The sequence below is a fragment of the Thorsellia kenyensis genome (assembly GCF_042432445.1).
Taxonomy (GTDB): Bacteria; Pseudomonadota; Gammaproteobacteria; order Enterobacterales; family Thorselliaceae; genus Thorsellia; species Thorsellia kenyensis.
The window spans coordinates 142,682-165,769 of sequence record NZ_JBHLXE010000108.1 but is presented as its reverse complement, the minus strand read 5'-3'; the positions used below and the strand labels follow the sequence as shown (position 1 = coordinate 165,769).

The window sequence follows — 23,088 nt, the reverse complement described above, 5'->3', positions numbered from 1 at the left end:
TTATGATTTATCAGAAGAGGGTTGAGCATTAAATAAACCAGAGGCACCTTCAGAATAATCCCTTGGTGGTGCTTCATATTTAGGTTTATTTGAGTCAATATCAGTAAGAGTCGTTAACGCAGGAAAAGGAGTTTTATTAATATCTGTATTCGATAAGATATGCGCTGAACTCTTAGCCATATAATCATATAATTGACGGTAATCTCTAGCCATTTTATCTAAGATATCTGCACTATTAGAAAAATGAGCAACCATCTCTTGCTTGTAGCTAGCCAATTCTGATTTAGTTTTATCTAATTCTTTACGCAAAGAATCTGCATTCTTAGCATTCTTGTGAGTCATTCTACCCACTAAAAAACCAATAACTAATGACGCAACACAAATAATCACAACATATTCAATATTCATCATACACCTCTCACCTAATTTTATTAACTGATATTTTAAATACGAAATTACATTCTCACCATATTACTGACTCAAATTTAATGAGCAGTTTAACATAAATTTTAACTGGATCAGGGGTTAATTTTCAGGTTTATAAAAAAACACCCTAATTCATTCTGAATTAGGGTGTTTAGAATATTTTTACTTAAAATGGTGCGGTATCAATCGTTTCAATTGTTATAATGCATCATCAAATTCAAAATTAACCCGTAAACTCAAGCCTTGTTGCGATCCTGAAGGAGAAAAACTCTTTATGATATCACTGACAGAAGCATTGTTTATCTGTGTTTTAAAACTGTAACTTCCAAGTCCTTCACCCGCATCTTTAATTATATTTTCGCCTAGATAGAAATCCCAAACGATTGATTCTTGTTCTTTTTCATTTAGGGGTCTAGATGTACCATCACTTTTAAATATTTTAATATCAACAACATATTGCGTATTTACTTTAGGTGCATCAGTTAATAAAACATCAACGCCAGGAGTAAATATGCCATCATTATTAATATCCTCATATATCACTGCCGCAAACTTAGAATCTCCAAGTGTATTACCACCCCCAGTAGGGTTATTACTCAATCTTTGCGGAATCAAACCATTACTTTCAGGTTTTAAATGATCGCTTTGGCCTGGCAGGGGCATACCTGGTTTTTGATTCGGATCAGAATTTTTCCAGAAAAAGTTAATATCTGGAGCGTATAGGGCTTGACCTTTATTCGGATCACCTAATTCAGTTTCTGGGACAATACTGAATGCAATTCTTGAACCTGCAAAGCCACCTGGAATCTGTACCGCCTGTGAGGTCGTGGTATTCGCCGTTTTAACGTAATGAATATCTGGAATAAGCACAGCATCAACATGTGACCATTCTCGCACCTCAGATAAATCACCGGTTTCATCAGCCCATTTATACCCTTCTTTAGGTTTAACAGCCCACCATGCTACACTATATTCCCCTCCATTCACCGGTATAGGAAAATCACCATCCATATCAACCAATTTAAAAAAATCACTACCAACCATATCAGAAGATAATCCAATAATATCACCAACTTTTATAGCCCCTGGCGTACCAAAAAATATAGATGTACCTATAGAATCGAAAGAGGGGTAATACCCTTTTATTGTTTGTGTTTTATCTGAGCTCGCATTTACCATTTCAGCTTGAACCTGCGATGAAATTGTAAATCCTATCAAAGCCATTGAAATAACAATAGGCTTTAAAAAATTTCTTTTCATAATATTTCCATATCTCCGTAATTATTTACCAATTATTATTCAGGGATAACGTCGGTATTAAAAGAGAAGGAAACAGAAATCGTTGTTCCTTGCTCTGAGAAGTGATCTGGTAAAGCTCTTAGCTTATCATCAGCATTTTCATTTGAGGTCTGAGTAGAAAATGCATAGGTACTACTGACTCGATCATATTCATCCCCATTAACATAGGTCACGACTGTATCGCCATTTGTAATATGCCATTTAATAGACTCTTTCTCTTCTTCCAGTAAATCTCTTAAAACTGGCTCCCCATCTTTTTCTGTAACAATTTTAATATCTGCCACATAAGTTGTATTGACAGTTGGGTGACCTATTAATAATTCATCGATCCCATAATCTACTAAACCATTACCATTTCTATCAATATAGATATTAACAACTGCTTCTCCTACTTCGCTTGTACCTATATCACCACCACCGCCGCCAGGATTTTCACCATTGCCTTCACCTCCACCACCTGGTGGATTAGGATTTTGAGGGTTATCACCACCTCCCGGAGGATTGCCTGGAGTTTGATTTTCATCTGTATTTCCCCAAAAGAAATTCAGATCAGGGGCATAAAGTGCAAGACCTCGTGCAGGATCACCATAATTTGTCTCTGGGGTAATACTAAAGGCGATACGTTCACCTGTTTTCACAGGTGGAATACGTAATGCTTTAGACGTTGACACTTCAGGGATATCCACGTAAGCTGATTCATTAATTAGCGTCGCATTAACATGATCCCATGAACTCACAGGAGTGAGACCGCTATCAATATCATCTGCCCATTTATATCCTTCCTTAGGAATAACTCTCCACCAAGCAACATCATATTTTTTTCCGTCACCTGGCTTTAATGCTGGATCTCCATCTTTATCATTAAGTTTAAAAAATTTATCATCATCAATATCTGATGGGATTGCAATAATATCACCTACCCTCAATTTTTCAGTAGTACTGGATATAATTCTAGTACCTACGGAGTCAAAAGAAGGGTAGTAACCTTTGATTGTTTTATCTACAACATGTGTATGCTCTTTAGCTAATACGCTATTTACCATCAACACAGATAATATTGATGTAAGCAATACTTTTTTCTTCATTTTCTGTTTCATATATTTTCCATCCATGAATTAAATATTTAAATTACTCTTTGTTAATTAAAGAAATCCCCACAAAAAAACCTTGCTCACTAAAATTTGGCTCGGTTTGTTGAATTAATTCAGCAGCATCTTTATTAGTTCTCTGTGTAAAAAATTCGCTGTACGTTAATTCACCGATTTCATTGAAGTGATGTAATACTCTGTATGTTCCATCTTCATTTTTATCATCTCCTGTATAAATATGAGAAACAAAACACTCAGAATTCTTTCTATCCTCTTCGTTATTAATATCACACGAAGAACCTTCTACTGGACTAAATAAATGCCAAACAATTTGCCGTTCGATTAACTGGGTATCTAAAATGTTTTTTCCATTAAGTTTAACTTCTGCTTGATAATGACCATTTACTACAAAAAAATCTTCAATTAAATTCCCTTGATTGTCAGTAATATTTGCAGTGAATACCTCATCAACATAACAATCATTCTCATTAGCCTTACCAATAATTGGTGAATTGATAAAACTGTATTCAGAGGGAAGTACAAGTCCAACTACAGGTATCCCCTCGGACAAAGGATTGGGATTAGGAACAACAAACGGCAATTGAATAAAATTAATTGGCATTTCATGCTTTTCCTGAATATCTATATACCCTGGATTTTCAGCCATTCTCAAGTAATAAGCTTTCGTCACATCAACTGCTTCAATAAAGTCCGTTGAAGTATCAGGTGTTGTTTCCAAGGCAGTATAAGGTTTAATTTGATACCATAGTTTTCCTCCTTCTGTAGGATAAATATTACCTGTAATTGCGTCTTTAATGTGTGACGGTATCTGAATCTGGGTTTGATCTGTTCTCGAATTAGGATCAATGCCCAAACTAGATTTTAAAACTTGTATTTTTTCATTACTGTTCGGTAACTGAAACCACCAAACAATTGAGGTTTGGGTTCCTTCTCTATTTTCCTCCATGAAAGGTCTATCCCAATCTCCATCCAGATCAAGTATCTGATAATTCACCTTAGCCTTAGAGCATACTCGTAAAGAACCCTCTAAATTATTTACACTTAATGCTGTTCTTATCCCTGGAGCATGCCCTAATAGAGGGCCAGTCGCTTGACTTTTAATATCATATTCTTTATCAAAATTAGCCTCGACACTTATGGTAGCAATTATTAATAGAGAAAATGACAACATCGAATATCTTTTAGCCATCCGCTTAGCTCTAAAGGAATATCTTTTTGCAGTTTTTTTTGTTTTAAACATTATTTCCATTCTCCTGCTCGAAGATTATCAATCGAGGCCACTCGGTCCTCTCTTGACTCGCCTTGAAAACCTATGTATCCATTCTCTGCAAAAAATAACCCATCTATTTCACCTTGACAAATTCGTTCATCTCCTTGCTTTACTAAAGAAGGATCTTGTAGGCGTTTATAATTAATCGTTGCAGATAATTGCAATTGCTGTTCATTGATTACCTTTTCATCTATGTTTGTTCGTATAGCTGTACCATAAGCAAATTCATTGCCTTCATAATTTGTAATTTGGGTAGTTATGATAGGCCGACCATTACAGCTTTTAAGAAAATTTAGATCATCATTTTGATAAAACTCTTCTCCACTATATGGGTTGATATAAGACCATCTAATACTATGTTCGACTTGAGGGGTTATAACTTCTAACTCATTGGTTAACGGGTTTTTGTGTTTAACTACCACTTCATAAGCACTGTTAACAAAAATATATTGTGGCTGCTGATAACTGATCATTCGATTTCTATCGTATCCACTTTGAGTAATTAATTTAGCCCCATCATCCAAAGCATAGCTTGGAGTATTTAATTCATACAACTCGATAACTATATTTTCTGGCTTGAAAAGTATTTCTTCTTCCGGAATAAAATTCCCCTCTAGAAGATTTCTTGAAATCAGTTCTAAGTTAGATTTTGATTTTGCCAGAAATTGCACCTCGATATTTTCAAATGACTCATTAGCAATCACATGAAATCGCCAGTAGCTATTACCTTGATTATCAGTCATTTTTTGAGGTACAGATCTAATACCTTGAGTTAACGACTCTGCATTAAACTCTCTCCATTGAACTGACTCACCCTTGATACGCCATAAAAGTTCTGGATCGTCAATATCTATAGAGTATCCTTCTTCATTTTTTGCAAAAAAATCCATACTTAAACGCTTATCACTCGGTAGAGCAATAATAGATACTTCACTCAATGATATATCGGGGTTAACCTCCGCTTGATTAGATCCATTTACCCATACCATTGAGGATTGATTATTCTCATTGAGTTCCACATAAAAATCGATAACATTAGATGTTCCTACATGCCCTCTTTGAGTTGTAGCCTCTACAAAAATTTGATAATGACCTGGAATAAAAGGCGTAAACTCAAATATTCCTGAGGAATTACTGTTATCTCTTCGGCTACTTTGTTTTATCCCATTTGGATTGATAATAGACCATTTAAAACCTTCTATATCAGAACGACTTTGATAACTTGCCTTAAAACGAACTAGCTGATTAATTTGTCCTTCTGAAGGTCCCTCTACCTTGACAAAAAAATCTTCTTTCTTATATTCAAAAACAATATCGTAATTTCTATCGACAATATCATATCGACTTCCTTTAAGGCTCCTAGCTTGAGCAACCATACTTGGATCAAGTTGCTTTTCTATTGGTGTCCCTAATTGAAGATTAAGATTAAGCCCAAATCGAGTATCTTCTTTGCTATTTTTTCCGACTTTATGTGAAACATCTGCGGTAAGTAAAGGGATTGGAGTATAATCAAACCCTAATGTTAACGCATAAGGATCCTTTTGGCGTTCATCTGTACTAAATAGAGCAACTTCATCACCAAAATATTGCTCAAAAACCAAACTACTGCCTAAATGTGGGTAACTTGGTAAATAGCCTTGAGCTCTAATATCAAATCCTTTAGCCGCTCTTTCGTCATAAATAAGCGCTTCATACTCTTTCATGACTACCGATTCTTTCCAACCCGATAAAGGCGTATAAATATTTGAGGCAATTTTAAGATTATCCATCCAAAATTCTCCACCTACACCTAACCTTGTATTTGAACCAGTAAAATCATGATCAATAAACGTATTCGCTCCTAATAAATAGTTATTGGTTTCGTAACGATAACCTAAACCAAAATTACCAATTAAGCGCCTATCATTTCCGGTACCTTGTTCATGCACCCCGACCTGACTAAATATTAAGTCTTCTTTTTGATCATAAAGAGGGCTCAATACCCGCAAGGAACTTGACTGAAGTTTTCCGTCTTTATCTACAGAAATATTCACTTCAGCTTTACCAAACTTGCCTAATAATCCAGAAACTTCATTATTTAAAGTACTATTCACATTAGAAGTCGCTTGATTAAGAAGGTAATCTTCACTTTTTTTAATCAATTCTTTCCCTTTAAACTTACTCCAGTCTTCTTCAGCTACATATTTAACGGCATTAGCAATATTCGTTTCATATGACTCTGTCATATAATTCCCTACAGGTGTCGAAGATAAAAGTGATCCAACAACCGAATTATCCTCTATAGAAGACAACTCAGGCAAAGTAGATTGATTTTGGGTTTTATTCTCTAATTTAAGAATTTGGCCAAATTTTAATATATCTTGCCCTGTATATTGTTTATCATTCCATTGGTTTAACTGAATTAAACTTATTTCTTTTTGCCTTATAAACTCCTCAACTGTAATTTCTGATTCAATTGTATGAATTGAAAAATTACTCTGAAGTGGATTTGTTTGCTCGTCCACTGCGTGGGTATGCTGGCAAATTGAATAAATCAAAAACGTAAGAAATAATCTTGTTTTATTTTTTTTCATTTCTATTTTATGTCTCAATTTATGTTTATAATTAATTTTCTTATTGATTATTGTTAATAAAAAACCAACTCTTTCTCTGTCTTCCTTAAAAAAGTTTTTAATTAGATTAAATAACTGTTGCAATTAATATCGAATTAAAACCATTATATTAAAAATTATAAGAAAAACTTTTAATTGATGATTTTTTTACATAAAAATTTTTTAAAATCAAACGTTTAATTTTAAAATAAAATTAAAATCTAAGAGTATGTAACAAAAAGCTACCTTTAAATTATTTAGAAATATATTTTTAAAAGATAGATCTTTCCCAACAGATACTTTTATTTTTCAAAAAATGATTCAATATATAAAATTAATAATTTCATCTGATTCATTAATAACAAAGGGAGTGTTAAAAAAGAATATATATAAAATATTAGACGCGATTAAAGAAAAGTATCCACGCTCGGCATAATATTGCTAGATTTATTAAAATGGTTAAGTTTGAATCGTTAAATAATCTATGGACTAATGCCTATTCAATAAAGTCTAATGTAGAGCATTCGGATGAAGAAATTAATGGAATACGATCCGTTTTAGCAATTGATGGAAAAATTAGTGTAGCGTGATGCGTGATGCGTGATGCGTGATGCACATTATGATCAAACTGTGACTAAAGACCTTCAATGAAATTGTTAAGAGCAAGAGGATTGAAGTTATCTAAGTTAAAGACTCTAAACTTTTATGGTGTAAAGCAATCATCTAATAATTTCAAGTATTTTGGATTAGTGAGGAAACCGAAAAAAATGCTGTAGCTCAGTGGATAAAGACCATGAAAGGATAGAGCAAAGGAATGTGCATACGATTGATGCAAAATTGAATAACAATTTAATTCAATATTTGCCTGAACTCTGTTTGTACCCCATGCAAAGAATAATTTCTTGACAGAGAGATTTCTCTAACTTAACCTAGTTATTCATTTGCGTATCAAAATCATGTTAAGTAAATCAGAGCCTTTTTTAGCAACTTAACTGTTAAGCCTTCACTATTGACAAATTGATAAACACCATATGAATAATAAACACTATACTGATAAAACACTCAGTCGAATTCTATTAGAAGATAATGTCACATGTTATCCCTTAGGTCAGCGAGTAATAATATTGGAAATCAGTGGGGATATTTCTCTAACAAAGCAACAAAAAATATGGAGTCTAGCATCACTAGCTTTAGAAAACGAAGAAGTACACGAGGTAGTACCAGGTATGAATAATTTGAGTATTATTCTTAAAACGCCTATGCGTTACTTTGGTGAAATCCGCCCATTTTTTGAAAATATTTGGTCTAAATCCAAATCATTCGTTCCAGAACCAAGACAAATCGAAATTCCTGTTAAATACGGTGGTCAATATGGTCCAGATCTTATGGATGTCGCACTTTATACCCAATTAACGCCCAATCAAGTAATTGAAAAGCATAGCTCAGAGATTTACACCGTTTTTTTCTTGGGATTTAAGCCCGGATTTCCTTATTTAGGAGGAATGTCTAAAGCGATTGCGACACCAAGAAAAGAGGTACCAAGAAATCTCGTACCCGCAGGTTCAGTTGGTATAGGTGGAGAACAAACAGGAATTTATCCGACAGCTGCACCAGGTGGTTGGCAACTGATAGGTCAAACAGAAGTTGCTCTATTTACACCCCATGAGACTCACCCGACCTTACTCAGACCGGGTGATCAATTAAAATTTATTCCTGTTGAGGTTTTAACATGATTGAAATTATTCAACAGGGTATATTAACTACCATTCAAGGTAAGCAAAGAGAAGGATATCGCTCCTTAGGCATAAGTCTCACAGGCGGCCTAGACAGTTTATCTTTACAACTCGCAAATATTCTTGTAGCAAACACAAGAGATAAAGCTGTTTTAGAAATTACTCTCGGACAGTTTTCTGCTAAATTTAACGTGTCGACATGGATTGCTATCACAGGGGCACAAACACAAATATCACTTGATGAAAAAAAACTTTCTATCGGATGGTGCTATCCTGTTAAAGCAGGGCAAACTTTAACTATCGATAGGCCTAATATCGGAATGAGAAACTATTTGGCTGTGTCCGGTGGATTCAATGCCATGGAATATTTGAATTCTCCAAGTACTGATCTTAATACAAAGCTAGGTGGATTCAACGGAAGAGCTCTAGAAAAAGGAGATATTCTCACTATTAATTCCACTTCAGTATGCCCTAAATCAATTAAAGGGATTCTTTTACCCACCTTCAAAAATCAAATTAGGGCAATTCCTGCAACTGAATATTCTCAATTCAGTAAGCAAAGCCAATACGACTTTTGGCACAATAGTTGGCAATTGACCACTCAGAGTAGTCGAATGGGTTTTAGGCTTTCGGGAAGCACATTAAAAAGAGAGTCGTCAATAGATATGATGTCTCACGGTGTTATACCTGGTGTAATTCAAGTACCACCTAATGGGCAACCTATTGTTTTGATGCAAGATGCTCAAACCACAGGGGGGTACCCTAAATTTGCATGTATTATAGAGGCTGACTTGAATTATCTTGCCCAAATTAGACTAGGTGATTTAATTCAATTTAAGCCTTGTTCGTTAGAAGAGGCTTATTTAGTTAGTCAAGAACAAGACATTTATCTGAATAAAGTAGAAAGGGGACTTTATGAAAATCGATTTGAATGCTGATCTAGGTGAAGGTGGGCAATTTGATGAAGCACTTTTACAAATAGTCAACTCTGCAAATATTGCTTGCGGATTTCATGCAGGATCGCCTGATATCATGGCTAACGCAATAAAATTAGCCGTTAAATATAATGTTAAAATTGGCGCTCATCCTGGCTTCCCTGATAAAGAAAATTTTGGTCGTACCCGTATGGATTTACCGCCCCAGAGCATTTATAACTTGACCCTTTATCAAATTGCGGCATTAGATGCATTAGTTAAAAAAGAAAATGCCACAATGGTACATGTTAAGCCTCACGGTATGATGTATAACCAAGCCGCTCAAGATAAAACTATGGCGTTGGCTATTGCTCAAGCCGTTTATGACTTCAATCCTAATCTTACTTTATTTGGGCTTTCAGGAAGTTTTTTAATTGATGCAGCAAAAGAAATTGGGTTGCCGTATATGAATGAGGTTTTTGCTGATAGACGCTATCAAGCCTCTGGATCCTTAGTCGATAGAAGTCATCCGAAGGCAATGATTGAAAGTGAACAAGAATCCATCAAACAAGTTTTGGGATTTATCAAAAATGGCACTGTTAATACAATAGATGGAGAAATTATCCCTGTTGCAGCACAAACCGTGTGTATTCATGGAGATGGCCCTCATGCATTATTATTTGCTAAGAATCTACATGCTGCACTCAGCTCGGATAAACTTGAATAATGAGAAGATCACACGATACAGTCTTGAGTTAATTTTTATGTCTTTTTTTCTTATTTACAGGAGCATTATATGAATTATTGGCCCTTGATAGGCATTCTTGTCATTGTGGTGGGATTCCTCATACGTTTAAATCCAGTACTTGTTGTCATAAGTGCAGGGATCGTGACAGGTATAGCTGCAAAAATGCCGCTTTTAGAAATTTTTGAAGTGTTAGGTCAACGATTTTTAGACACTAGGAACCTTCCATTAATTTTATTATTACCCCTTGGTGTTATAGGCTTACTTGAACGTCATGGACTAAAAAACCAATCACAAAAACTTATCAGTAAAATGAAAAGCGCAACAACGGGAAAATTATTGATAGCTTATCTTTTTATTAGGGAAACATCCGCCGCAATGGGGTTAACTAGTCTAGGAGGCCATGCGCAGATGGTAAGACCCCTAATCGCACCAATGGCGGAAAGTGCAATGGAAAATCGATTCGAAGACGTACCTCAAGAATCAAGAGACAAAATAAAGGCAATGTCCGCTGCAACAGATAATGTTGGTTTATTCTTCGGTGAGGATATATTTGTCGCATTTGGGGCCATTATTTTTATGCAATCCTTCTTAAAAGCGTCGGGTGGATTTGACGTCGCACCTATTCATATCGCCCTTTGGGGTATTCCAACAGCAATTTTTGCGTTTATTATTCATGCTTATCGTATCCACAAAATGGACGGTTCTATGGTAAGAGAATTAACCGTTATTAACCAAAAAGCTCGTGAAGCGTATAAAGGATAAAAGGGAAAAATATGAATTTCGAACAACAATATCTATATTGGATTGCTGGGATCATTCTTATTTTCGTTTCTATACGCTCATTTAAAGATACGAATAATCCGCGACGCATTACTACAGGAATTTTTTGGGGGATCTATGGATTTATTTTCTTAATCGGCCCTTGGACATATTCATTAAGTATGAATATCTTCAATCAAACAGAAGAACAAGCAAAGGAATTTATTCATATATTCATAGGTTTTTTAGTTGTTGGTATGGGTTTACTCGCTGGCCTTGGTGGCGTTAAATTAGGCAAATATCCCGATATTTCAGAAGAAAACCGACAAAAAAGTTTAACAAAAAATGGAAATAAAATTTTTATTCCTGCATTATTAATTCCGATTGGTACCGTGCTCGGCGTCTTGCTTTTCAAAATTGAAGGCTTAAATCAATTCGTATTTGGTACAAATTCGAATCCAACGCTCATTACACTTTTCTCAATGGCTGTTGGTAGCTTATCCGGCCTAGCTATTGCCCTCGTTTATACAAAAGAGAAACCGACTCAAGTCATAGAGGAAACAAGAAGATTACTTGATTCAATAGGCTGGGCATTTATTCTTCCACAAATTTTAGCGACGCTGGGGTTACTTTTTACCAATGCGGGTGTTGGAGATGCGATAGCGAGATTAACAGAAACCTACCTCGCTGTGGATAATAAATTTATTGCTGTGGTAATTTATGTCCTAGGGATGGCTATTCTTACAATGATCATGGGTAATGCTTTTGCTGCATTCCCTATCGTCACCGCGGGTGTAGGTATTCCTATTTTACTGATTCAGCATGAAGGAAATCCTGCTATCATGGCTGCAATTGGCATGTTCTCAGGCTACTGCGGTACTTTGATGACCCCGATGGCTGCGAATTTTAATATTGTGCCTGCGGCCCTACTCGAATTAAAAGATAAGAATTTGGTCATTAAAACACAGATTCCTACAGCTGTTCCATTATTGATTGTTAATATTTTTCTGATGTATTTTCTCATGTTTAAATTCTAACTGTGATAAATGACATCATGATACGATGAGTAAAAAGTCAGTCATTAAACACTCTGTTTAAGTCTGACTTTTTTATTTACACCCAACGTTAAAAATGAATACAGGGTTATGCTATGTCTCTTGCCTTAGAAGTTGATTTTAATAGAACACTCGATAGCTTAAAAAATTTAGTTGAGCAAAGTAATAATGGCTACATTGATGTCTGGTTATTTGAAGATAGACTCACTCGTAAAAAAATAGCTCAACAATTCTCAACATCAACTAAAAAGGTAACACTACACAGTGCGTATAAACCTTTACTAAATCATTTTTTAGACAGAGAGGATGCGGGCTCGTTTACACGCTTAACAATCACCTACCCAATCGTACAGAATGTGGATGAAAAACGGTTTTTACTTGAGTGCTATCCTCTAAATGCTTTGCTAAAAACTTGCCAAATAGAATTTATTCCCTCCAAGGTAATAAGTGCAGCTGATGCGCCACTTTTTTATGATATTGAAGGGGTAAATCAACAGCTTCAAACATTAAAATGGAAAGTATTCGCGCCAAACCTATCGACCAAGGATAGTGTTGAGCAGGAAAGCTTGAACAATTGTGGTTGGATCATCTATCGTAATGAAGAAAACATAGTAACGCCTTTTTGTGAACAATTTGATAAAAATACCATCAGGTTGTCTGAACATTTAAGTACTGAATTCGAGTTAATATTCCAATCAACAATGGATTTTATCAAAATACTTGCAATAAAACGCTTAAATGAACTAGTAAAAGATAATCTGCTGACTCTAAGACCTCTTTTCTTTGAACAGCTTATTATTGATATTCAGTTACCAATGAAAGATGATGAATTGAACTATGGACATGAAATTATTTCCTTTCAGGAAATTTTACATGAAGATATCTATTTTGGGGTTCTTGAATTATTAGAGTTTATTGCAGCACCTATCATCGGTAGTGTCGATATGCGTACCCTTCAAACAGGACAAATTTTGCCTATTATCCGGTACAGTGAAAGCGATATTACACTCGCTATCTATACAAGAGAATACTCGACGGAGTTACCTAATCTCAAACATCAGGTAATCTACAAAGATGGAATCACTTCAATTGAAGCCCTCAAGAAGATTAAATCACAGCTCAGTTTATCTAATGTCTATCAATTATTAAATTCTAATTTTAATAAGGTTTTTGAGACTCAAAGTGTATTAAATCATCCCGTTAAAGCCGCCTATGTTAAAGGAGCTGATAAACCCGTTCTTATCTCAGCAGCTCAACATGCAAATGAAACCAGTGCAGTCATTGGCGTTATGACCGCTTCTGAAAATCTATTAAAAGAAAATGAACAAGCCCATTTTAGCCTCGTGCCAATAGAAAACCCAGATGGCTATGATATGCATCAGCAATTTTTGTGTATCAGCCCTTGGCATATCCATCATGCGGTACGTTATACTGCTCTAGGGGATGATTTAGAGTACCGTAAAGACGCCCCTCTTTATGAAAAAGGAATAAGAAAAGCCGCTTTTGATATTGCATATGAGCAGTCAACACAAAAGACGCTCCTACATATCAATATGCATGGCTACCCGTCTCATGAATGGACTAGACCACTAAGTGGTTATATTCCAAGGGGATTTTCACTTTGGACTATCCCTAAAGGGATGTTTCTTATTGTCAGATATCATAGAGGGTATGAGCGTATAGCAAATGAATTATTAGATAAAGTCACCTTGCGACTTGCAACTAATAATGAGATTATGGCATTCAATAAAGCGCAAATCAGTATGTATGAAAACTATGCGGGAAAAATGCCATTCGAATTTAAAAACGGTTTTCCCTTTATCATCAGCGAAGATAATCGAAGTATTTTCCCCATTACTTTTATTACAGAATACCCAGATGAGACACTTCAAGGAGAGGCATACATGAATGCACATAAAGCACAATCCTTTGCCTGTGAAGCCATTTATTCAGAGTGGCAGACAATCGAGGCGGTGACTTTAAATTCGTTTATTAACTAAACGTGAGTATTCAGCTCTATTGACACCTTGCGTCAGCTGATTTTGCCGCAAGGTTTTGTTTAATGACAAATTAACTTTTTAGTAGACGCATCAAATCGTCACCTTTGTTTTCCTCATCAAAGTACTCTTCGTCATCTGTTGTTTCTTCTAAAATTTCAATACCCAAAATATCATATAACTCCGAAATTCTATCGAGTGTTTCTTCTACATATAAAGATTCAGCTTCAGATAACTCTTCCCCTTCTTCTTCTTTGAGCAATAATTGCTCTAAGCGAGTGGATGCCTCAAGTTTCACTAATTCTTTTTCTAACAACCCACGAGCTTTAGAATCTAACATCGATGATCCATTATTTTCTAAAGTTTCTTCGCTTACAGTAGCAAAGTTCAAATTATCACTTAGGGCATACTGACTTAAGTCAATTTTTACTTTACTACCAATTCTAGGATCACTATTTCTACCACTGTCTTTTTTGGTGCTACTTTTTAAGACTTCTTGATGCCTACTTCCTGCAGGTAAACCCTTCCTATTTTTTAATTTTTTTTGTTTACGAGCTTCTTCGTTAAGTTCAGCTCTGGTTTTTTTTCCATCTTTTTTGTATTTCTTTTTGCCATTCTGTTTCACATAATTTGAGGCATTTTTTTTCATAACTGGCCATTTCCCTAAAAAATCATTGATATGTTTATCTTACAACTCAATCACGAACTCATTCATACATTCAAGTGACTTCTACCCCTAATTGGATGCTCATCTGTGGATTAAATGTCGCTCGAAAACATCTGGATTCACTTAACTTCAATAAGCAAAAACAACCTAAGAGCCACCTTTCGTTTTAGAATTTATTCAGTACAAAATCTGTCAATGAATTGAGTAAATAATATTTTCATTATAGCCTGATTTAAATGAATAAACGTATTTATTTCACTTTAGACGGTAAATATCACATCAACTACATTAAATTCGCTTTTACCTTTAGTTATTACTTAGATAATCCTATCACCTATTTAAAAGATTAAAATAGTGAATATGATTTCTTCTTTAACAATTTATGCTTCTCAAAATAGCGATAAACATAATATAACTAACTAATTACACACCATGAAATATGATTTAAAATAATAAAAAATGAAAATCTACATCCTATTTTTGCCAAAAATGATGTAAGTCATGTAAAAATACATTCAACTCTCTTAGCCTAAAGACATAAAAAATGTGATCTTAATCTCGTTTTTCTAAAACTAAGGAGAGTGCTATGACTAATGAAAAAAATCATGCGTTAGATATGCTGCTAGAAAAAGTCAAAACAGCTCAGGCAATCTACGCTAATTATTCTCAAGAGCAAGTCGATAAAATATTCAGAGCCGCGGCTTTAGCCGCTGCAGATGCAAGAATACGATTGGCTAAATTAGCAGTTGAAGAATCTGGCATGGGCATAGTCGAAGACAAAGTGATAAAAAATCATTTCGCTTCAGAATATATATACAATGCTTATAAAGATGACAAAACATGCGGTATATTAGAAATTGACGATGTTTTTGGTACCATGACAATTGCTGAGCCAATTGGCATTATTTGTGGTATTGTCCCAACAACTAATCCAACTTCTACAGCTATATTTAAGGCACTAATTAGCTTAAAAACCAGAAATGGGATAGTATTCTCTCCTCACCCTAGAGCTAAAAAAGCGACTAACCTAGCCGCTAAAATAGTTTTAGATGCCGCAGTAAGAGCAGGGGCTCCTAAAGATATCATCGCTTGGTTAGAAGAACCAACTGCTAGCCTATCCAATCAATTAATGCAGCATTCATTAATTAATCTAATCCTCGCAACGGGAGGGCCTGGTATGGTAAAAGCAGCTTATAGCTCGGGTAAGCCAGCAATTGGCGTTGGAGCAGGTAACACCCCTGTTGTGGTTGATGAAACAGCTGATATAAAACGCATGGTTGCTTCAATTATGCTTTCTAAAACGTTTGATAATGGTGTGATTTGTGCCTCAGAACAAGCTTTAGTAGTTGTTGATAAAATTTATGACGAAGTTAAAGCTCGCCTTATAAGTCATGGAGGTTATTGGTTAGAAGGAAAAGAGCTAGAGGCAATAAAAAAAGTTATTTTAAAAGAAGGGAGTTTAAATGCCAAGATTGTCGGACAATCAGCCTATCAAATAGCAAAAATGGCTGATATTATCGTGCCTCCTACAACCAAAATTTTGATAGGGGAAGTCAATAATGTCTCTTTAGATGAACCATTTGCTCATGAAAAACTCTCTCCAACCCTTGCTTTTTATCGCGCTCAAAACTTTGAGCAAGCCTTAGATATTGCAGAACAACTTATTCATCTAGGAGGAATTGGGCACACCTCCTGCCTATACATAGATCAAGACAATCAACAAGAACGTATCACTACTTTTAGCTACCGAATGAAAACAGCAAGGATTCTTATTAATACACCTGCATCCCAAGGCGGCATTGGCGATCTTTATAATTTCAAACTATCACCATCTCTTACCTTAGGCTGTGGTTCATGGGGAGGTAATTCAATCTCCGAAAATGTTGGACCTAAGCATTTAATCAATAAAAAAATTGTCGCAAAAAGGGCTGAAAATATGCTGTGGCACAAACTTCCTAAGTCTATTTATTTTCGTCGAGGAGCACTGCCTATTGCCCTAGAGGAGATAGCAACAGATGGTATAAAAAGAGCTTTTATCGTAACAGACAAATATTTGTTTAATAATGGTTATACAACCTTAATTACTTCTATTTTAAAAGAACACGGTATAGATACGGATAATTTTTATGAAGTTGAGGCCGATCCAACATTAGCGACTATTCATAAAGGTGTTGGTCAAATGAATAGTTTTAAACCTGATGTTATCATTGCATTAGGGGGAGGATCACCTATGGATGCAGCTAAAATAATGTGGGTACTCTATGAAAACCCTGAAACTGCATTTGAGGATTTAGCGCTTAGATTTATGGATATACGTAAAAGAATTTATAAATTTCCAAAAATGGGAACAAAAGCAAAATTTATTGCGATTCCAACCACCTCAGGTACTGGCTCAGAAGTTACTCCTTTCGCTGTCGTAACTGATGAAAAAACAGGCCAGAAATATCCATTAGCCGATTATGCCATTACCCCTGATATGGCGATTGTAGATCCTAATTTAGTTATGAACATGCCTCCATCATTATGCGCTCACGGGGGTATAGATGCGGTTACACATGCAATGGAGGCCTATGTTTCGGTATTAGCCAATGAATATTCTGATGGGCAAGCCTTAAACGCTCTAAAATTACTCAAAGAATATTTACCACAAAGCTATAAGGAAGGAGCAAAAAATCCTCTCGCAAAGGAAAAAGTGCATAATGCTTCAACACTTGCAGGTATAGCATTTGCCAATGCTTTCTTAGGAGTGTGCCATTCATTAGCACACAAATTAGGTTCAGAATTTCATTTGCCCCATGGTCTGTCCAATGCGTTATTAATCAGTAATGTCATTCGGTATAATGCGAATGACAATCCAACTAAGCAAACTGCCTTTAGTCAATATGATAGACCACAAGCAAGAAAACGTTATGCACAAATTGCAGATCATCTTGATTTAACACTTCCTAAAGATAAAACAGCCCAAAAAATTGAACGACTATTAGAATGGCTAGAAGGCTTAAAAACAACACTAGATATTCCTAAGTCCATCAAAGATGCGGGCATTCAAGAGAGTGAGTTTCTCGCGAAAGTAGATAAACTGGCCGAGGATGCATTCGATGATCAATGCACTGCAGCAAATCCTAGGTATCCATTGATTAGTGAACTAAAGCAGCTACTACTAGACAGCTACTATGGGAGAGTATTTAGTGAAGATCTCCCAGTATCTGAGCCTCAAAGTATTTTAGCAACAAAGCCGCTAGAAGGTGCAAATATGATAGATATCAAAATGTCTAAACGTAAAAAGAGTTAACACAAAAAAATAATACTTATCCTCCGATAACATTTTAATATGACTAAAACTCTTTAAAGTACAGCCTATATTGTTAATCACATATAGGCTTTTAGTTTTCTTCTTCTCAATGACTGCTATGAAATGAGAAAGGTTGAGCATCATCAACATTATCCGATTTAATATATCTTGCACTACCTTCTACAAAAATATAACCAATTTAAAATAACATTGAGCTTCAGTGGCTGTATTTGGAGTAAAAACTAAATACCACAACTTTATATAATGACTTCATCAATCCGCAACAAATTAATAGAAACCACATCGTCATAACCGATGATTTAAGTTAAAATATAACTTCATCATATTGTTTAATTTAAAGGCGCCCTATGAAAGACTATCAAATTGAGTTTATTGAATTTGCATTAAATCGAAATGTCCTTAAGTTTGGTTCATTTACCTTAAAATCTGGAAGAATTAGCCCCTATTTTTTTAATGCAGGGCTATTTAAGACTGGGGCAGATCTCGCCTTACTCGGTCGTTTTTATGCCGCAGCCTTAGAAGATGCAAAAATCGACTATGATGTCATTTTTGGTCCTGCCTACAAAGGTATTCCTATCGCAAGTACAACAAGTATTGCACTTTTTCATCATTTCAATAAAGACATTCCTTATTGCTTCAACAGAAAAGAAGTCAAAGATCATGGTGAAGGCGGCTTAATGGTAGGAAGCCCTTTGAAAGGTAAAGTCATGTTAGTTGATGATGTCATCACCGCAGGCACAGCCATTAGGGAGTCAATGACGATTATAGAACAAGCGAATGCCAGTTTATCAGGCGTTCTCATCTCATTAGATAGACAAGAACGAGGTAAAGAAAGTTTATCAGCTATTCAAGAAGTCGAAAGAGATTTTGGTTGTAAAGTCATTTCCATTATTTCACTTGACAACATATTAGCTTATCTATTGACTCAACCCGGTAAAGAAAATGAACTAGAACAAATGAAACTATATCAAGAACAGTATGGTATAAAACTATGAGAACTGTAAACTCCAAAAAACGATTCATTGCTGGAGCTGCTTGTCCTGAATGTAAAGAGTTAGACTCATTGAGATTATGGCAACATCAAGAGTTTAATGACGCAAATCAACTCATTTATGAAACGGAGATTATTGAATGTGTGATGTGTCATCATACGCAAACTCAAATAAAAAAAGAGAGTGCATCACCTAATATGCCCAACATGATTGGGCAATTTAAATTAGACTAATTATTTGTTCTCCCTTGCCAACGCTCAAATAAATCTTTGGGTAAAATAATATCTAATTGATCTAATATTCTATTGATTGTTTGCAAAATAATATCATCTATACGAAGGGGCCGATGATAAAATGCAGGCATTGGCGGCATAATAATGGCGCCTAACTTTGCCGCATCAGACATTAAAGCCAGATGTCCACTATGTAGTGGCGTCTCTCTAACACATAAAACCAGAGGCCTGCGCTCTTTTAAAACAACGTCTGCAGCTCGTGTTAATAAATTATCACTATAACTGTGGACAATACCTGACAAAGTTTTAATCGAACAAGGTAAAATTATCATACCATCTGTTTTAAACGAGCCTGATGAAATAGATGCACCAATATCTCTTAGATCATAAAGTTCATCAGCAAGGGCTTGCACCTCTTTAATGCTATAATCTGTTTCTAAAGCAATAGTTTGTCGCGCAGCTTGGCTTAAAATTAAATGGGTCTGAATATTTTCACATGATTTTAATACTTCAAGCATTCTAATGCCATAAATCGCACCACTTGCCCCTGAAATACCAATAATAATTTTTTTCATCTTTACTTATCGCATCCATTTTATTGCTTTTATCGTCATATTGCTTTAGCTTTGAATTATTTCATAGCAAGTCTCTGTCTGACCACTTCAAATAAACATATACCAGTAGCGACCGACACGTTTAAAGAAGATACTGTCCCAGCCATAGGAATAGTTAATAATTCATCACAATGATCTCTTGTTAATCTGCGCATTCCATCACCTTCAGCTCCCATTATAATCGCTAAAGGTCCGGTTAATCTCGCATCATAAATCGTTTTATCCACTTCGCCTGCTGTTCCAACTATCCAAACGTGCTTATCTTGAAGCAGTCTAAGTGTTCTTGCCAAATTGGTTACTCTGACTAAAGGAACCGTTTCAGCAGCGCCACAAGCAACTTTCTTAGCAATAGCATTTAAAGGAGCCGATCTATCTTTGGGAACAATTACTGCACTTACCCCTGCTGCATCAGCACTTCTCAAACAAGCACCCAGATTATGTGGATCTGTAATATTATCTAACACTAAAAATAACGGGATATCGGTTTGGGCCATTAAATCACTCAGATCGTGCTCGTTGTACTGCTTACCCTCTTTTACTCTTGCGATAATACCTTGATGCGAAGCACCATCGGATTTCTTATCTAACGTCGCTTTATTGGCCTCTTGAATAACCACCCCAAACTGATGTAATTTTTTTATCAATGGATCTAATCTTTTTTCTTCTCTTGTTTTTGATATAAAGACTTCAATTATACGATGAGGTTCTTTATTTAATACTGACTCAATGGCATGCACGCCATAAATTACTTCACTCATGATACTTTCCGCTAAACAATAGATGATTAAAATTCATCTTTAGACCATTAAAATAGTAACGGCGTTAAATACTCATTTAACGCCGTTTATAAATATTCTAACAAATATTTTGCTTATTTCTTAGAAGTTTTTCCTTTTGCTTTGCTATCACTACTCGATTTTTTCTTACTTTTAGTCGGCTTAGCAGATACTGTAGATTTACTAGACGATCTACTGGTGGGTTTATTCGATGATTTTTTATCGGTAGTATTTACTTTTTTTCCTTTACTAGAGTTTGCTTTAAAAGCCTCATTAGGCTCAAAATTTGGATCATTCGCAAGCTTTTTGCTATTTTTAGCTTTGCCTGCAGAACGTTTATCTCCACCTTTTAACGCTTTTTTTGCTTTATCTCTTTCTGTTTTACCTACATTTCTAACTGTACGTTTAGATGAAAGCAACTTAAATTCTATCTTACGATCATCCATGTTTACAGCTTCTACACGTACTTCAACTTCATCGCCTAGACGATAGACTTTACCTGCATTTTCACCTATCAATTTTTGACCTACGGCATCATACATATAATAATCGTTATCTAGTAAAGCCACATGGACTAAACCATCGATAAAAAGATCATTCAATCGCACAAAAAACCCGAAAGGAGCAACAGCTGAGATAATCCCCTCAAACGTCTCTCCTACATGATCTCGCATAAAATCACATTTGAGCCAGTCTGAAACTTCCCTTGTTGCTTCGTCTGCTCTTCTTTCTGTCATAGAGCAGTGTTCACCTAATAACAAAAATTCATCCATTGAACCATGGTATCCCCCTGTTGACAAAGCATTTTTTGCATTACCTTCATTTTTAGCAACGAGATATTTAATCGCACGATGAAGGGTTAAGTCAGGATAACGCCTAATAGGAGAAGTAAAATGAGCATAAGTTTCTAAAGCCAAACCAAAATGTCCACGATTATCAGGATCGTATACAGCTTGTTTCATTGAACGTAACAACATAGTTTGTAGCATCGCATGATCAGGCCTATCTGCAACTGCATCCATTACATCAGCATAGTCTTTAGGGCTGGGTTTATTCCCACCCTGCATCGTTATACCTAATTCCGCAAGCACACTTCTGACATTACCCAATCTTTCATCACTAGGAGCATCATGGACACGATAAAGTGCTGGTTCTTTAGCTTTGCCCACAAATTTAGCAGCAGAAATATTAGCAAGAATCATGCACTCTTCAATGATTTTATGTGCATCATTTCGAACAGCCACTTCAACACGCTCAATCCTACGTTCTGCATTGAATATGAATTTAGGCTCATCAGTTTCAAAACTGATTCCCCCTCTCTCTTCACGAGCTTTATCTAAGACTTTATACAAGGCATTTAATTCTTCAATCGGTTTAATTAGCGCATGGTATTGTTTACGAATTTCTTCGTTTCCATCAAGAATTTCAGCCACTTTTGTATACGTCATTCTGGCATGAGAATTCATGACTGCTTCATAAAATTTATATCCAGAAAGTTTACCTTGTTGAGAGATGGTCATTTCTGCCACCATACATAACCTATCAACTTGAGGATTCAAAGAACACAACCCATTAGATAAGACTTCTGGTAGCATAGGCACCACTTGAGAAGGAAAATAAACAGATGTTCCGCGACTTCTAGCTTCCTTATCTAAAGAGGAACCCGGTCGAACATAATAACTAACATCAGCAATTGCAACCCATAGACGCCAGCCGCCACCTTTTTTCTTTTCACAGTACACAGCATCATCGAAATCTCTCGCGTCCTCACCATCAATTGTAATTAAAGGTAGTTTTCTTAAATCAACTCGATTTTCTTTGGCTTTTTCAGGAACGGTTTCTTTAAGTCCTTCAAGTTCTTTGGTGACTTGTGCGGGCCAGACATGTGGAATATCATGTGTTCTTAGGGCAATATCAACAGCCATACTTGTGCCCATCTTATCTCCCAAGACTTCGGTAATACGACCAATCGCTTTAGAGCTTCTTGTAGAACGATGAATGATTTCGACAACAACCATATGTCCCATTCGTGCACCGCCTACCTCACCATCCGGAACGATAATATCAAAATGTAAACGGCTATCATCTGGCACAACAAATCCAACGCCCGCTTCGGTAAAATAGCGGCCAACAATTTGTGCTTTTCTCGGTGTAACGACACGAATTATACGAACTTCTTGTTTTCCTTTTTTATCTTGGCCTATCGCTTGAGCTAAAACGACATCACCATGCATCGTAGAACGCATTTGTTCATATGAGATAAAATAGTCTGTTTTTTCGCCTTCAACACGCAAAAAACCATAACCTTCTCGATGACCTATAACAGTACCTTTTAAAACATTCATTTTATCTGGTAATGCATAACATTTATTACGGTTAGTAAATATAAGCTGCCCATCACGTTCCATTGCGCGAAGACGGCGTCTTAATCCTTCAATCTCTTCTTCTGTAGTAAGTTTAAGTGCTTTTTCCAGTTCTTCACGAGTAGCCGGTTTTTTTCTTTGTTCTAATAAATCTAATATAAATTCTCTACTCGGAATCGGAGATTCGTATTTTTGAGCTTCTCTTTCAAAAAAAGGGTCCTTTGACATA

General features: G+C 35.7%; 19 protein-coding genes. 10 read left to right on the top strand and 9 right to left on the bottom strand.

What is annotated here, in order from left to right:
- The 5 genes from ACFFIT_RS11985 to ACFFIT_RS11965 all read right to left on the bottom strand — a co-directional run bounded on the left by ACFFIT_RS11985 (position 1) and on the right by ACFFIT_RS11965 (position 6,677).
- Complete coding sequence (locus tag ACFFIT_RS11985; RefSeq protein WP_385877951.1) at positions 1–411, bottom strand: ZapG family protein; 411 nt, start codon at positions 409–411, stop codon at positions 1–3.
- A gap of 213 nt (positions 412–624) precedes the next feature.
- Complete coding sequence (locus tag ACFFIT_RS11980; protein ID WP_385877949.1) at positions 625–1,686, bottom strand: hypothetical protein; 1,062 nt, start codon at positions 1,684–1,686, stop codon at positions 625–627.
- Positions 1,687–1,721: 35 nt separating this feature from the next.
- Entirely contained in the window at positions 1,722–2,822 is a 1,101-nt protein-coding gene (locus tag ACFFIT_RS11975) for a hypothetical protein (RefSeq protein ID WP_385877948.1), read from the bottom strand.
- 31 nt (positions 2,823–2,853) lie between these two features.
- Positions 2,854–4,074, bottom strand: a complete 1,221-nt coding sequence (locus ACFFIT_RS11970) for a hypothetical protein (RefSeq protein ID WP_385877946.1) — start codon at positions 4,072–4,074, stop codon at positions 2,854–2,856.
- Complete coding sequence (locus tag ACFFIT_RS11965) at positions 4,074–6,677, bottom strand: inverse autotransporter beta domain-containing protein (protein ID WP_385877944.1); 2,604 nt, start codon at positions 6,675–6,677, stop codon at positions 4,074–4,076. The genes ACFFIT_RS11970 and ACFFIT_RS11965 overlap by 1 nt, the downstream gene beginning before the upstream one ends.
- A gap of 473 nt (positions 6,678–7,150) precedes the next feature.
- Between ACFFIT_RS11965 and ACFFIT_RS11960 the strand changes: the two genes are divergently transcribed.
- From ACFFIT_RS11960 to ACFFIT_RS11930, 7 genes are all read left to right on the top strand, one after another.
- Positions 7,151–7,285 carry a hypothetical protein gene (locus tag ACFFIT_RS11960; protein ID WP_385877941.1) on the top strand — a complete coding sequence of 45 codons (135 nt, stop codon included), beginning with the start codon at positions 7,151–7,153 and terminating at the stop codon, positions 7,283–7,285.
- 441 nt (positions 7,286–7,726) lie between these two features.
- Positions 7,727–8,428 carry a 5-oxoprolinase subunit PxpB gene (pxpB, locus tag ACFFIT_RS11955; protein WP_385877940.1) on the top strand — a complete coding sequence of 234 codons (702 nt, stop codon included), beginning with the start codon at positions 7,727–7,729 and terminating at the stop codon, positions 8,426–8,428.
- Positions 8,425–9,366, top strand: a complete 942-nt coding sequence (locus tag ACFFIT_RS11950; protein WP_385877938.1) for a 5-oxoprolinase subunit C family protein — start codon at positions 8,425–8,427, stop codon at positions 9,364–9,366. The genes pxpB and ACFFIT_RS11950 overlap by 4 nt, the downstream gene beginning before the upstream one ends.
- Positions 9,344–10,069 carry a 5-oxoprolinase subunit PxpA gene (gene pxpA / locus ACFFIT_RS11945; protein ID WP_385877936.1) on the top strand — a complete coding sequence of 242 codons (726 nt, stop codon included), beginning with the start codon at positions 9,344–9,346 and terminating at the stop codon, positions 10,067–10,069. Before ACFFIT_RS11950 ends, pxpA begins: the two co-directional genes overlap by 23 nt.
- 69 nt (positions 10,070–10,138) lie before the next feature.
- Complete coding sequence (locus ACFFIT_RS11940) at positions 10,139–10,852, top strand: DUF969 domain-containing protein (protein WP_385877934.1); 714 nt, start codon at positions 10,139–10,141, stop codon at positions 10,850–10,852.
- A gap of 11 nt (positions 10,853–10,863) precedes the next feature.
- Positions 10,864–11,886, top strand: a complete 1,023-nt coding sequence (locus ACFFIT_RS11935) for a DUF979 domain-containing protein (protein WP_385877932.1) — start codon at positions 10,864–10,866, stop codon at positions 11,884–11,886.
- A gap of 113 nt (positions 11,887–11,999) precedes the next feature.
- Positions 12,000–13,904, top strand: a complete 1,905-nt coding sequence (locus ACFFIT_RS11930; RefSeq protein ID WP_385877929.1) for a M14 family metallopeptidase — start codon at positions 12,000–12,002, stop codon at positions 13,902–13,904.
- Between the two features lie 70 nt (positions 13,905–13,974).
- On the opposite strand, the gene yihI is transcribed toward ACFFIT_RS11930, so the two are convergent.
- Positions 13,975–14,550 carry a Der GTPase-activating protein YihI gene (gene yihI / locus ACFFIT_RS11925; RefSeq protein WP_385877928.1) on the bottom strand — a complete coding sequence of 192 codons (576 nt, stop codon included), beginning with the start codon at positions 14,548–14,550 and terminating at the stop codon, positions 13,975–13,977.
- A 604-nt stretch (positions 14,551–15,154) separates the two neighbouring features.
- On the opposite strand from yihI, the gene adhE reads away from it, so the two are divergent.
- From adhE to ACFFIT_RS11910, 3 genes are all read left to right on the top strand, one after another.
- Complete coding sequence (adhE, locus tag ACFFIT_RS11920) at positions 15,155–17,860, top strand: bifunctional acetaldehyde-CoA/alcohol dehydrogenase (protein WP_385877925.1); 2,706 nt, start codon at positions 15,155–15,157, stop codon at positions 17,858–17,860.
- 368 nt (positions 17,861–18,228) lie between these two features.
- Complete coding sequence (gene pyrE, locus ACFFIT_RS11915; RefSeq protein WP_385877923.1) at positions 18,229–18,876, top strand: orotate phosphoribosyltransferase; 648 nt, start codon at positions 18,229–18,231, stop codon at positions 18,874–18,876.
- Entirely contained in the window at positions 18,873–19,106 is a 234-nt protein-coding gene (locus ACFFIT_RS11910; protein WP_385877921.1) for a YheV family putative zinc ribbon protein, read from the top strand. Before pyrE ends, ACFFIT_RS11910 begins: the two co-directional genes overlap by 4 nt.
- Here ACFFIT_RS11910 and ACFFIT_RS11905 read toward each other — a convergent pair.
- The 3 genes from ACFFIT_RS11905 to rnr all read right to left on the bottom strand — a co-directional run bounded on the left by ACFFIT_RS11905 (position 19,103) and on the right by rnr (position 23,087).
- Positions 19,103–19,681, bottom strand: coding sequence for a UbiX family flavin prenyltransferase (locus ACFFIT_RS11905; protein WP_385877920.1), 579 nt, complete (start codon positions 19,679–19,681; stop codon positions 19,103–19,105). The two genes, ACFFIT_RS11910 and ACFFIT_RS11905, sit on opposite strands and share 4 nt — an antisense overlap.
- Positions 19,682–19,737: 56 nt before the next feature.
- Entirely contained in the window at positions 19,738–20,478 is a 741-nt protein-coding gene (gene rlmB / locus ACFFIT_RS11900; RefSeq protein WP_385877918.1) for a 23S rRNA (guanosine(2251)-2'-O)-methyltransferase RlmB, read from the bottom strand.
- 113 nt (positions 20,479–20,591) lie between these two features.
- Complete coding sequence (rnr, locus tag ACFFIT_RS11895; protein ID WP_385877915.1) at positions 20,592–23,087, bottom strand: ribonuclease R; 2,496 nt, start codon at positions 23,085–23,087, stop codon at positions 20,592–20,594.
- Position 23,088 lies beyond the last annotated feature (1 nt).